The sequence below is a fragment of the Streptomyces sp. 549 genome, from assembly GCF_030124175.1.
In the GTDB taxonomy this organism is placed as follows: Bacteria; Actinomycetota; Actinomycetes; order Streptomycetales; family Streptomycetaceae; genus Streptomyces.
Window position 1 is genome coordinate 408,798 of sequence record NZ_JASKMT010000002.1, and the last position, 12,648, is coordinate 421,445.

At 73.7% G+C, this 12,648-nt stretch carries 6 protein-coding genes; 2 read left to right on the forward strand and 4 right to left on the reverse strand.

Annotated elements, in window-relative coordinates; genetic code table 11:
• Window positions 1–155: 155 nt before the first annotated feature.
• Window positions 156–3,059, reverse strand: a complete 2,904-nt coding sequence (gene afsR / locus QNO07_RS03955; RefSeq protein WP_283990007.1) for an SARP-family global regulator AfsR — start codon at window positions 3,057–3,059, stop codon at window positions 156–158.
• Window positions 3,060–3,391: 332 nt separating this feature from the next.
• Between afsR and gad the strand changes: the two genes are divergently transcribed.
• A complete protein-coding gene (gad, locus tag QNO07_RS03960) occupies window positions 3,392–4,801 on the forward strand; it encodes a glutamate decarboxylase (RefSeq protein ID WP_283990008.1) in 1,410 nt (469 codons plus the stop codon).
• Between the two features lie 54 nt (window positions 4,802–4,855).
• On the opposite strand, the gene QNO07_RS03965 is transcribed toward gad, so the two are convergent.
• The 3 genes from QNO07_RS03965 to QNO07_RS03975 form a co-directional block, all read right to left on the reverse strand.
• Window positions 4,856–6,022: an ADP-ribosylglycohydrolase family protein gene (locus QNO07_RS03965; RefSeq protein ID WP_502961768.1), complete on the reverse strand. Its 1,167-nt coding sequence runs from the start codon at window positions 6,020–6,022 to the stop codon at window positions 4,856–4,858.
• A 101-nt stretch (window positions 6,023–6,123) separates the two neighbouring features.
• Complete coding sequence (locus tag QNO07_RS03970; RefSeq protein WP_283990010.1) at window positions 6,124–8,778, reverse strand: bifunctional FO biosynthesis protein CofGH; 2,655 nt, start codon at window positions 8,776–8,778, stop codon at window positions 6,124–6,126.
• A 141-nt stretch (window positions 8,779–8,919) separates the two neighbouring features.
• Window positions 8,920–11,268 carry a D-alanyl-D-alanine carboxypeptidase family protein gene (locus QNO07_RS03975; RefSeq protein WP_283990011.1) on the reverse strand — a complete coding sequence of 783 codons (2,349 nt, stop codon included), beginning with the start codon at window positions 11,266–11,268 and terminating at the stop codon, window positions 8,920–8,922.
• Window positions 11,269–11,799: 531 nt separating this feature from the next.
• On the opposite strand from QNO07_RS03975, the gene QNO07_RS03980 reads away from it, so the two are divergent.
• On the forward strand, window positions 11,800–12,573 hold the full coding sequence (locus QNO07_RS03980) for a GOLPH3/VPS74 family protein (RefSeq protein ID WP_283990012.1): 774 nt from the start codon (window positions 11,800–11,802) through the stop codon (window positions 12,571–12,573).
• Window positions 12,574–12,648 lie beyond the last annotated feature (75 nt).

Consider the following 12,648-nt stretch of genomic DNA (forward strand, 5'->3'; position numbering starts at 1 on the left):
ATGCCGCGGCGGGATAAACGATCGATGAACGTCCGTTTGGCGATCGGGAGTCGGGCGGAAGTCGGGTATCGGTGGACACCGAATCGGAACCCGTCGGACCGGAACCCGTCGCACAGGGCCGGACCGCGTGGGAACGGCCGGTTCCGGCGGGCGGGTCAGACCGTGACGGGCGGCGCCAGCAGCTCGCGCACCTCGGCGGTCTCGGGGGCGCCCATCGCCTCGAAGATGATCAGCGCCTCCTGCCAGCAGGCCCGCGCCCGGTCCCGCTGCCCCAACTCGGCCAGTGCCCTTCCCAGTACGCACAGCACCGTGCCCCGCCGCCACTCGCCACCGATGCTGCGAAGCACCAGGGCCTGCTCGGCGTGCCCGGCCGCCAGGGCCGCCCGGCCGTCGGCCAGGTGCGCCTCCGCGACGCGGAAGTGCGTGACGCCCTCCCACAGCGGCTGCCGGCTCTCGTGGAATACGGCGAGTGCCTGGGTCAGCTTCGCCAGCCCCTCGGCGGTGCGCCCGGACTTCGCCAGTGCCACGCCGAGCGTGTAGAGGCCGTTGGCGAGCCGTAGCGTCAACCCCATGGCGTCGTAGATGCGCACGCCCTGCTCGGCGAGGTCGATGGCTTCGGAGAACCGGCCCAGCGACATGTGGGCCCGCGACAGGTTGCACAGCGCGCTGGCCTCCGACGGCCGGTTGGCGTAGTCGCGGAACCGTCGCAGGGCCTGGCTCAGGTACTCCTCGGCGTCCTCGTTCCTGCCCTGGTAGTTGGCCACGATGCCGCAGTCGTTCAGCGCGTACGAGGTGCTGATGGGGTCGTCCGCGGCCAGTCCCAGCAGCAGCGTCTTCCGCGCCTCCTCGTCCGCCTCGTTGAACCGGCCCGAGGTGAGGTGGGCGACGGTCAGCACCAGTCGGGCCCGGGCCTCCGCGTGCGGGTCCCCGGCCTTCTGGGCGGCGTCCCGCACCCCCTCCGCGGTCAGCAGGTACTGCCGGGCGTTCGCCCCCGACTCGGCCAGGTCGCTGGTGACCAGCAGCAGGTCCGCGGCCCGGCGCAGCGTCGCGCCGCCCGCGAGCTGCTGGGCGCAGGAGAGGAAGCACGAGGACTCCGCGAACAGCCACTCCGTCGCCGACGCCAGGTCGCCGAACTCCAGCCCCCGGGAGTCCGTCGGCTCCAGGTACTCGACCAGCAGCTCACCCGGCCGGTCCAGGACGTGCACCCGGGCCGCCGTCACCAGGTAGAAGTCGAGCAGGCGGGACAGCGCCGCGTCCCGTTCGGTCGGCGGCTGCTCGTCCCGGTACGCGCATGCACGCGCGTAGAGTCGCAGCAGGTCGTGGAAGCGGTACCGGCCGGGAGCGGCCGACTCCAGCAGGCTGGCGTCGACCAGCGACTCCAACAGGTCCTCGGCCGCCTCCTCGTCCCGGTCGAGCATGGCCGCCGCGGCCGCCAGCGACAGGTCCGGGCCGTCGGCCAGTCCCAGCAGGCGGAACGCCCGCGCCTGCTCCGGGTCGAGCTGGCCGTAGCCCAGTTCGAAGGTGGCCTTCACGGCGAGGTCCCCGGCCTGCAGCTCGTCCAGCCGGCGGCGTTCGTCGGCGAGCTTGCGGGCCAGCACCGACACCGTCCAGGTGCGCCGGGCGGCGAGCCGGGCCGCGGCGATGCGCAGCGCCAGCGGCAGGAACCCGCAGGCCGCCACGACGTCCATCGCGGCCTCCCGTTCGGCGCCGACCCGTTCGGCGCCGACGATGCGGGTGAACAGCGTCATGGCCTCCTCGGGGCTCATCACGTCCAGGTCGACCAGGTGTGCGCCCGCCAGGTCCACCATGCGGGACCGGCTGGTGACCAGTGCCGCGCACCCCTCGGTGCCGGGCAGCAGCGGACGCACCTGGGCGGCGTCCCTGGCGTTGTCCAGCAGCGCCAGTACGCGCCGACCGGACAGCAGCGAGCGGTACAGCGCGGACCGCTCGTCGACCCCGTCGGGCACGGCCTCGTCCGGGGTGCCCAGCGCCCGCAGGAACGCCCCGAGCACCGCTTCCGGTTCGGCCGGCGCGGTGCTGGCGCCGCGCAGGTCCACGTAGAGCTGGCCGTCGGGGAAGTTGTCCCGGGCGGCGTGCGCCACGTGGATGGCGAGGGTCGTCTTGCCGACGCCGCCGATGCCCGCGACCGCGGACACCGCCATCACCCGCCCTGCGGACGTGCCCAGTTGGCCACCCAGGTCCGCGACGAACGAGCGGCGCCCTGTGAAGTCCGGAACCGTGGCCGGAAGTTGCTGTGGACGGACCAGGGCGGGAGGCTCCGACTGCACGGCCGGGGCGGCCAGCGTGTCGTCTCCGCGCAGGATGCGCTGCTGCAGGTCGGACAGCTCCGCCCGCGGGTCCACGCCCAGTTCGTCCGCCAGCAGCCGCCGGGTGTCGGCGTACACGGCCAGCGCCTCGGCCTGCCGGCCGCCGCGGTAGAGCGCCACCATCAGCAGCTCCCGCAGTCGCTCCCGCAGGGGATGTCCGGCGGTCAGCGCGGTCAGCTCCGAGACGGCCTCGGTGTGGGCGCCGTCCCGCAGGTCCAGGTCCAGGCACTGCTCGAGGACCGAGAGCCGCCACTCCTCCAGCCGCACCCGCTGCGTCTCGGCGTACGGGCCTGGGACCTGCGCCAGCGGCTCGCCGTCCCACCGGCCCAGAGCGTCCCGGTACAGTTCGCGCGCCCGTCCGAGGGCACCGGCGTGCGCGGCGCGCTCGGCCCCGGCGACCAGCCGTTCGGCCTCGTCCAGATCCAGCACCGCGTCCCGGCCGGTGCGGATGGCGTACCCGCCGGACTCGCTGACCAGCGCTTCCGCGCCGAGCGCCTTGCGCAGGCGGGAGGCGTAGGTGCGCAGCGCCGCGAGTGCCTGCTGCGGCGGGTTCTCGCCCCAGAGCGCGTCCACCAGCTCCTGGGCGGTGGCGGTGTGGCCGCCGCGCAGCAGCAGCGCGGCCAGCAGGGCCCGTTGCTGAGGGGAACCCGTGTGCAGCGGCTCCTCACCTCGCCAGGCCCGTACGGGCCCCAGTACCGCGAAGCGCAGCGCCGTTGCCGGGTCGGCGACCATGAGTGCCCCCTCGTCGTCCTGTGCTTGGGTGCCGCACCCCACAGTGTGCCCTGTGCACGGGATGAGCGGCAGTTCCGTACCGGCCTCCGGCGGCCCCGGCCCGTGTCCAACCTGGAAGAGTAACCCGCCACCGGGCGGCGCGAGTTGCTCGGCGTCGCTTCCCGGCCCCCGGCGGAGGCCCCGCCTCCGGGCCCGCCCGGCCCGGCTGACCGGGGGCGTCCCCTCGCCCGCCCGGGGTCCTCCGGTCGGCCGCCGTGCGGTTGCCGGGCGCACGGCACCGGGATTCCCTGGACGGGGCCGGCACTCCGCCCGCCCGCGCCGAGGGAGGCACCATGGCCCTGCACCGCACCGCCGGCACCCGCGCGGAGCGGCCCGCCGACGCCGACGCGAGTGACGACGACCACGACGTCTACACATCCCTGCTCGGCGGGCGCACCCTGCCGCGACGGGCCATGCCCGACGCACCCACCGACCCGTTCAACGTCTACCGGCTGATCCGGGACGAGCTGGACATGGACGGCAACGCCGCGCAGAACCTCGCCACGTTCTGCACCACCTGGAGCGAGCCGCAGGTGCACCGGCTGATGGACGACAACCTCGCCAAGAACATGATCGACAAGGACGAGTACCCGCGCACCGCCGAAATCGAGTCCCGCTGCGTGCACCTGCTCGCCGACCTGTGGCACGCGCCGGACAGCGCCGGAACCGTCGGCTGCTCCACCACCGGGTCCAGCGAGGCGGCGATGCTCGGCGGTCTCGCCATGAAGTGGCGCTGGCGGCAGCGCAGGAAGGCCGCCGGGCTGCCCGCGGACCGGCCCAACCTGGTCTGCGGGCCGGTGCAGGTCTGCTGGGAGAAGTTCGCCCGGTACTTCGACGTCGAACTGCGGCAGGTCCCCCTGGAGTCGGGCGCGACCGGCCTGCGCCCGTCCCAACTGCGGGACCACGTCGACGAGAACACCATCGGCGTCGTGGCCGTCCTCGGTGTCACGTACACCTGCGACTACGAGCCGGTCGCCGAACTCGCCGCCGAACTGGACGCCGTCCAGCACGACACCGGCCTCGACGTGCCGCTGCACGTGGACGCGGCCAGCGGCGGCTTCGTCGCCCCCTTCGTACAGCCCGACCTGGTCTGGGACTTCCGGCTGCCGAGGGTCCGCTCGATCAACTCCTCGGGCCACAAGTACGGCATGGCGCCGCTGGGCGTCGGCTGGGCGCTGTGGCGGGAGAGCGGGGACCTGCCGGAGGAGCTGGTCTTCCGGGTCAGCTACCTCGGTGGCGACATGCCGACCTTCGCGCTGAACTTCTCCCGGCCCGGCGGCCAGGTCGCCGCCCAGTACTTCCTGCTGCTGCGGCTCGGACGGGCCGGCTACCGGGCGATCCAGCAGCGCTGCCTGGACTCGGCCGCGCGACTCGCGGACGAGATCGCCGCGATGGGCCCCTTCACGCTGCTGCACGACGGCCGCGGCGCTCTGCCGGCCGTCTCCTACACGCTGCGCGACCCCGACGGGCCGCTCGACCTGCACGCCCTCTCCGACCAGTTGCGGATGCGCGGCTGGCAGGTGCCCGCCTACCCGCTGCCGCCCGACCGGCAGGAGACGGTGATCCACCGGGTGCTGATCCGGCACGGTATGAGCGCCGACCGGACCGCGCTGTTCGCCGAGGACCTGCGGCAGTCCGTCGCCGCCCTGGGCCGCACCGGTGCCCGGCACGGCTCCGGCCCCGGCACCGCCTTCCACCACTGAGCACGGCTGAGCACTGCCGCTGACGGACCCCGCGGGCGCGGGCGGGCGGGGCGGTCAGGCGCGGGGGTAGCGCTGGAGCCAGCCGGGGGAGTGGGAGGGCGTGGCCGGGCTGTGCAGCGCCGGGCCCTGCGTCATCTCCATCGCGAAGTCGTCGGCCAACTCCAGGATCGTCGGCCGCCCCTCCAGCTCCGTCACCCAGGCCGGCGGCAGCGCCGTCTCGCCGTGCTGCACACCGAGCAGGTTGCCGCAGACCGAGCCGGTGGAGTCGGAGTCGCCGCCGTGGTTGACGGCCAGCAGCAGGCCGTGCCGCACGTCCTCCGCCACCAGCGCGCAGTACACGCCCATGGCCAGCGCCTCCTCGGCGGTCCAGCCCTCCCCGAGCGACTCCACCCGCTCCGGCGTCGGCAGGCCCTGCCGTACGGTGCCCAGCGCCCGCTTCAGCGCCTCGGTGGTCTCCTCGTGCCCCGGCCGGTCCGCCAGCATCGCCAGGGCCTGCTGCACCGCCGCGTCCAGCGACACCCCGCGGGTCAGCGCGTGCACGATGACGGCGAACGCCCCGGCGGACAGGAACGCCGTCGGATGGCCGTGGGTCTGCGCCGCGCACTCCATCGACAGCTGGAACACCAGCTGCGGCTCCCAGCCGACCAGCAGGCCGAAGGGCGCCGACCGCATCACCGTGCCGCACCCCTTGGAACCGGGGTTCTTCGGCTGCTCCAGCGTGCCCATCCGGTCGTCCGCCAGGCCGGTGAGGCAGGCGTTGCCCGGGGCGCGGCGGGCGTACAGCCACTCCTCGCGGGCCAGCCAGCCGTCGTCCTTGCGGCGCTCGTCGGGCCCCCAGTCGCGCTGCGTCGCCGCCCACCGCCGGTAGGCGGCGTAGACGTCCGACGGCGGGTGCCAGGCGCCCGCGTCGCGGCGGACGTGCGCCCGTATCAGGCCGTCCACGGTGAACAGCGTCATCTGCGTGTCGTCGGTGACCGCGCCGCGCCGCCCGTAGGCGGGCACATAGCCGGTCACCCCGTCCGGGCCGTGGGCGTCCCGGATCGCGCTCAGCGAGTCGAACTCGACGCCCGCCCCCAGGGCGTCCCCGATGGCGCCGCCCAGCAGGCAGCCGCGGACCCGGCTGCGGAAGTCCTGCTGCTCGGCCCGGCCCCACACGGCGGTGTTGCCGGAGCTGCCCGATCCGGTCACGGTGCCCCCCTCGTTCCGGCCTCTTCCGGCCATCCCCGGTCCCCGGTGATACTGCCCGGCTCAGCACTGTAAACGAACGCGCGGACGGGGAAGAGAAGGCGTGGGCCCGGACGGCCGGGCCCCGGCCGGAGCCCTCAGTCGCCGAGGACCGGCAGCAGCTCCGGCAGGTGCCCGTCCCGGTCCCGCGCCGCCTGCTGCCGCTCGGCGGGCACCTCCCCGTAGGTGGTCGTGCGCGGCCGGGCCGGACGGCCGGCCGCGGCGGCGATGGCCTCCAGGTCCTTCACCGAGCGGTACGAGCCGTAACCCGACCCCGCCATACGGGAGATGGTCTCCTCCATCAGCGTCCCGCCCAGGTCGTTGGCGCCCGACCGCAGCATCTGCGCGGCGCCCTCCGCGCCCAGCTTCACCCAGCTGGTCTGGATGTTGGTGATGTGCGGGTGCAGCAGCAGCCGGGCCATCGCCGTCACCGCCCGGTTGTCGCGCACCGTCGGCCCGGGGCGGGCGATGCCCGCCAGGTACACGGGCGCGTTGGTGTGGATGAACGGCAGCGTCACGAACTCGGTGAAGCCGCCCGTCTCCTGCTGGAGTTCCGCCAGCGTGCGGAAGTGGCCGAGCCAGTGCCGCGGCTGGTCGACGTGGCCGTACATCATGGTCGAGGAGGACGGCAGCCCCAACTCGTGTGCGGTGCGCACCACTTCGATCCAGGTGGCCGTCGGCAGCTTGCCCTTCGTCAGCACCCAGCGCACCTCGTCGTCGAGGATCTCCGCCGCGGTGCCCGGGATGGAGTCCAGACCGGCCTCTTTCGCGGCCGACAACCAGTCCCGGATCGACATGCCCGTCCGCGAGGCGCCGTTCACCACCTCCATCGGAGAGAAGGCGTGCACGTGCATGCCCGGCACCCGCTCCTTCACCGCCCGCGCGATGTCGAAGTAGGCCGTGCCCGGCAGGTCCGGGTGGATGCCACCCTGCATGCACACCTCGACCGCGCCCACGTCCCATGCCTGCGCGGCCCGGTCGGCGACCTGGTCCAGCGACAGCGTGTACGCGTCCGCGTCGGTGCGGCGCTGCGCGAACGCGCAGAACCGGCAACCGGTGTAGCAGACGTTGGTGAAGTTGATGTTCCGGGTGACGACGTACGTCACCTCGTCCCCGACGGTGTCCCTGCGCAGCTCGTCCGCCACCCGGCACAGCGCGTCCAGCGCCGGCCCGTCCGCGTGCAGCAGCGCCAGCGCCTCGCCGTCGGAGAGGCGCTGCGGGTCGTCCGCCGCCGTGGACAGCGCCGCCCGCACGTCGGTGTCGATGCGCTGCGGCACCATGCCCGGAGCCGCCTGCTCGCGCAGCGACTCCCAGTCGCCGTACACCTCGTCGAAGTCGTCCCGGCGGTCCGCCGTGCGGCCGTCGGTGTCGATGGTGCGGTGCAGGTCGGTGCGCCCCGACGCCTGCGCGGTGAACTCCTCGTCCGGCTCCTGCCACGGCAGTCCCGACGGCACCGCGCCCTCCCGCGCCAGGCCGGTGTCCCCGTCGGCCAGGGCCCGCACGTGCGGCAGCAGCCGCGGGTCCAGCCACGGTTCGCCGCGGCGGATGAACTCCGGGTAGACGGTGAGCCGTTCGCGCAGCGTGAAGCCCGCGTCCGCGGTCCGCGCGGCCAACTCCTCGATGTGCGGCCAGGGCCGCTCCGGGTTGACGTGGTCCGGCGTCAGGGGCGACACCCCGCCCCAGTCGTCGATGCCCGCGTCGATCAGCAGCCGGTACTCCTCGTCGACCAGGTTCGGCGGCGCCTGGATTCGCGCGGACGGCCCCAGCACGTGCCGGGTGACGGCCACCGCCGCTGCCAGCTCGGTGAGTTCGGCGTCCGGCATGCCGCGCATCGCCGTGTCCGGCTTGGCGCGGAAGTTCTGCACGATGACCTCCTGCACGCCCTGGTAGGCGCGCTGGACGCGGCGCAGCGCGAACAGGGCCTCGGCGCGCTCGTGGAAGTCCTCCCCGATGCCGATGAGCACCCCGGTGGTGAACGGCACGTTGGACCGTCCGGCGTCCTCCAGCACCCGCAGCCGCACCGCGGGCTCCTTGTCGGGCGAACCGTGGTGCGGGCCGCCCGGCTCCGACCACAGGCGGGTCGCGGTCGTCTCCAGCATCATGCCCATCGACGGCGCCACCGGCTTCAGCCGCTGGAGGTCCGTCCAGGACAGCACGCCCGGGTTCAGGTGCGGCAGCAGACCCGTCTCCTCCAGCACCCGGATCGCCATCGCGCGCACGTAGGCGAGCGTGTCGTCGTAGCCGTGCGCGTCCAGCCACTCGCGCGCCTCGGGCCAGCGGTCCTCCGGCCGGTCGCCGAGCGTGAACAGCGCCTCCTTGCAGCCCGTCTCGGCGCCCTTGCGGGCGACGTCCAGCACCTCGTCCGGGGACATGTACATCCCGTGCCCGGCGCCGCGCAGCTTGCCGGGCACCGTCACGAACGTGCAGTAGTGGCAGCGGTCCCGGCACAGCCGGGTCAGCGGGATGAACACCTTGCGCGAGTAGGTGATGACCCCCGGCCGCCCGGCCGCCTCCAGCCCCGCGTCCCGCACCCGCGCGGCGGAGGCGGTCAGGTCCGCCAGGTCCTCCCCGCGCGCCTGCAGCAGCACGGCGGCCTCGGCCACGTCCAGGGCGACACCGTCCCTGGCCCGGCGCAGCGCGCGGCGCATGGCGTTGGCGGTGGGCACCGGGGCGTCGGCGGCGACTCCCCGTGCGCCGCCTGTCGGTCCCACCGGGTGCGCGTCGGCTGTCGGTCCCTGCGCGTCTGAGGTCATTACCCGAGGGTACGACCCCGCTCTGAGCAGCAGCACAGCAGATCCGGGCCGCCCTGGGCCGGCTGAGCCCGGCCCCGGCGGGTGCGCGGGGCCGGGCTCAGAGACGCGGGGTCGGAGGTCGCGCCGGTCAGAGACGTGGGGTCAGAGGATGCGGGTGATGCGTGCTCCCGTTCCCGGCTCGGTCAGGTCCGCCGCCAGGGCCACCGGCACCTTCACCTGCCCGGGCCCGGCTCCCACGGTCAGCGTGCCGACCCGCGTGCCGGACGCGGCCTCACCGGGAATCGTTTCGTCACCGGAGGTGAGTGCCAGCTCCACCTCAAGCCCCGACCAGCCGACCGCCGTGACGTCCTTCGTCGCCACCACCGGCGTCCGGCCGCCCAGACCGTCGTCGACCTGCCCGACCACGTCGCCCTTCTTCACGATCGTCTCGGCGGTCAGCAGCTCACCGGCCGAGCTGATCAGGTTCCGGCCGGCGCTCAGCGCGCCCTCCAGGATCGAGTTGCCGGGACCGGCCGGGGGCTGGCTGAGGACCGCCCCGATGATCAGCTGCTTCGTGCCGCCGACCTCCTTCTCCGCCGCGAACAGCAGGTTGCCGCCCGCCGCGGTGGTCGTGCCGGTCTTGATGCCGATGGTGCCGTTGTAGGGCACCAGCTGGTTCCAGTTGCTCTGGTTCCTGCCGTTGCGGTCGTCGTACGACGGCTGGGCCACCGACGCCCGGAACGCGTCCAGCTTCATCGCCGCCTTGCCCAGCTTCACCTGGTCGGCCGCGGTGCTCACGGTCTCCTTCAGCAGGCCGCTGGGGTCGGTGTACGTGGTGTTCTTCATGCCGAGTTCCTCGGCGGTCTTGTTCATCTTCTCGACGAACGCCTTCTCCGACCCGGAGTCCCACCGGGCGACCAGTCGGGCCACGTTGTTCGCCGACGCGATCATGAGCGCGTTCAGCGCCTCCGCCTCGGTGAGCGTCTCGCCCTCCTTGACGTCCACCGTCGACTCGCCCTGCTGGCTGAGGCCCGCGTCCTCCTCGGCCTGCTTGTCGACCGGGATCGACGCACCGTCCTCACCGGCCTTCATCGGGTGTTCGCGCAGCATCAGGTACGCCGTCATCGCCTTGGCGACACTGGCGATCGGCACGGGCTTCTGCTCGCCCGAGGTGCCCAGCGAACCGAGTCCGTCGATCTCCATGGCAGCCTGGCCCGACCCCGGCCACGCCACGTCCGGCTTGCCGCCGTCGAAGGTGTGGCTGGACTGCGCGGTCAGGTCGAGGGACGGCTCCGGCAGCGGACGCAGCAACTGCGCCGCGACGAAGACGATCACCAGTAGCAGGAGCAGCGGAGTCCAGATCTTGACCCGGCGGACCAGCGTCCGGATCGGCGTCTCGGGCGGCGCCGGCTTGTTCGTGAGCTGCGCCAGCAGGTCGAGCGGACGCTCGCCCGGACCGGGCGGCAGCGGCTGCTGCCGCGTGCGCTCCACCTCCGGCAGCGCACCCGCCGCCTGGTCGCCGTCGGACGTGGCCGCGCCGGCGGCCTTCGCGTCGGGTGTGCCGGCGTCCGCCGGGGCGGGCTTGACGGGCGGGCCGGGCGGCGGCACGGCAGGCTTCGCCGACCGCACGTCGTCCGCCGACCGCAACGGCACGAACTGGCTGGTGCGCTCCACCGCGGGGGGCGCGTCATCGGCGTCGCCGTCTCCGGCGTCGGCGGCGACCCCGGAGGCGGCGTCGGGCTTCGGCGTGGGGGAGGAGGGAGCGTCGGTGCCGCCGGCGTCCTTCTCCGCGTCGGCCTCGGCCGTCCTGGCCTTGGCGGCCTGGCCCTCGCCCTTCGGGTCCTCGCCGTCCGCCTTGTCGTCCGGCGCCTTGTCGTCCGGGTCCGCGTCCGTCGGGCGGTCGGACTTCGGCGGCTGGGTGCGGAAGACGGCCGTCGGCTGGTCGACGGCGACGGCAGGGCGCGCATCGCCGTCCGCCTCGTCCGCCTGGTCCGCCTCGGGCGTCTCCGCGCTCGAGGCGGCCGTGGCGGCCTCGGCGTCGGAGTCGAGGTCGGCGTGTCCGGCGGCGTCGGTTGTGGAAGCGGCGTCGTCGGCCTTGGCCTCGGCCTTCGCTGCGGGGGCTGCTTCGGAGGCCTTGGGGGCGTCCGGCTCAGCCTCGCCGTCCGTCGATCGGTCAGGATCGGACGCTCCGGCGGCGTCCGACGCTTCGGCCTCTTCGGCATCCTCGGCAGACACCCAGGCGGCCACCGCGTCCCGCAGCTCCCGGTTCCCGGACCCGGACCCGGACCCGGATTCCGCCGCGTCGGACGGCTCGTCGTCGGACGGCTTCGCGTCGGATAGCTCCGGACCGGAGGGCTTGTCCGTGGCGGTGTCGCCCTGCGCAGCGTCCGCCGAGCTTTCGGCGTCCGCAGCACCTTCCGCGTCCGTCAGGCTCGCGCTGTCGGCGGCCTGGGGGGCGCGCGGGGGCGTGCGGGTGGTCGGGGTACGGAAGACGGCCGTCGGTTCGTCCACGGGCCGCGTGGCCCCCTTGACGTCCGCGTCACCGCCCGCGCCGTCACCCTCTACCGGGACGTCCGCGTCCCTGTCCGCGTCCGTGCTCGCGGTCAGGTCATCCGACGACGCGGACGCGGTCGTGTCCGCGTTTGGATCGTCGTCCGCCGGCTCCGTCGGAGGGCCCGGCGTCCGTGCGGACGTGCCGTCGCCATTGCGACTGCCGCCGCCGAACGTCGTACGGGGGTCGTTCCGGTCGCGGGCGGCCGGAACCGTACCGCGCTCCGCTGTCGTCTCCCCCGACGACTTCCTCTGCTTCGAACTGTCGGGGGACTCGCCCGCCACCGTGCCTCCTGAGTTCTGCCGATCGCGTACCAGTTAACAGTGTCCTGCGGAACACGCCCGTACGGCCGGGTGGACCGTGCGGTCCGGGTGTCCCAGTGGACAGACGAGACGACATACCTACTGGTTCCCGTCCATAACGACCAGGCACTCTCGACAGAACAATGTGAGAGGGGTCACCCTGTGATTCATCCACGCGGGGAGGCATGGATGGGCAGGAGCCGCAGAACAATTCCGGAAGAGCTGCTGTTGCTCGCTCTGGACCCGACCACGGGTACCACAGCGCAGCCGCAGTCGCTCGACCTCGGCCTGGCCGGAGCGCAGCTAGTGGAGCTGGCTCTGGCAGGACGGATAGCCCCGGACGGGGATCGTATCGCCGTGGTGCTGCCACGGCCGACAGGAGATCCAACTCTGGACTCCGCACTGGAACTGCTGCGCAGGCGCGGCAGTCCGGTACGCGCGGTCCACTGGATAGGCGGACCCCGACTGGGGCTCCGCCAGACGTATCTCTCGCATCTGGAGCGCTGCGGCATGGTGCATGCCGTCGAGGGCCAGATGTGCGGGGTGCTGCCGACGACTCGCTACCAGGCGACGGAGACGGCCATCAGCCGGGAGATCAAGAACCGGCTGGACTCGGCGATCCGCACCGGTGTACCGCCGGACCCGCGGACCGCCGCGCTCGCCGCACTGGCCCACGCGGTCGGCCTCGGCAAGCACCTCTACCCCGGCAACGAGGGACGGTCGAGCCGTTCCCGGTTGCGGGATCTCATCAGGCACGACCCGATGGGCGGACTCGTCGCGCACGCCGTCATGGACGTGCAGAACGGTGTGGCGGCGCAGCCGCGGCGCGCACCGGGCGGCGCGCCACCGCCAGTCAGTACGCGCGGCACCGCACGGGCCACCGCGACGGGGACGGCGATGCCGTCCCGCGGGATGCCCGAGCAGGCGCTCCGGGGCGGCATGGCCCGCGCCGGCGCTCGCTGACGCATCGGAACGGGAGCCGCTGACGCCAGGGGTGGCGGGCAGTCCGCATGACTGCGGGCCGCCCGCCACCCCTTG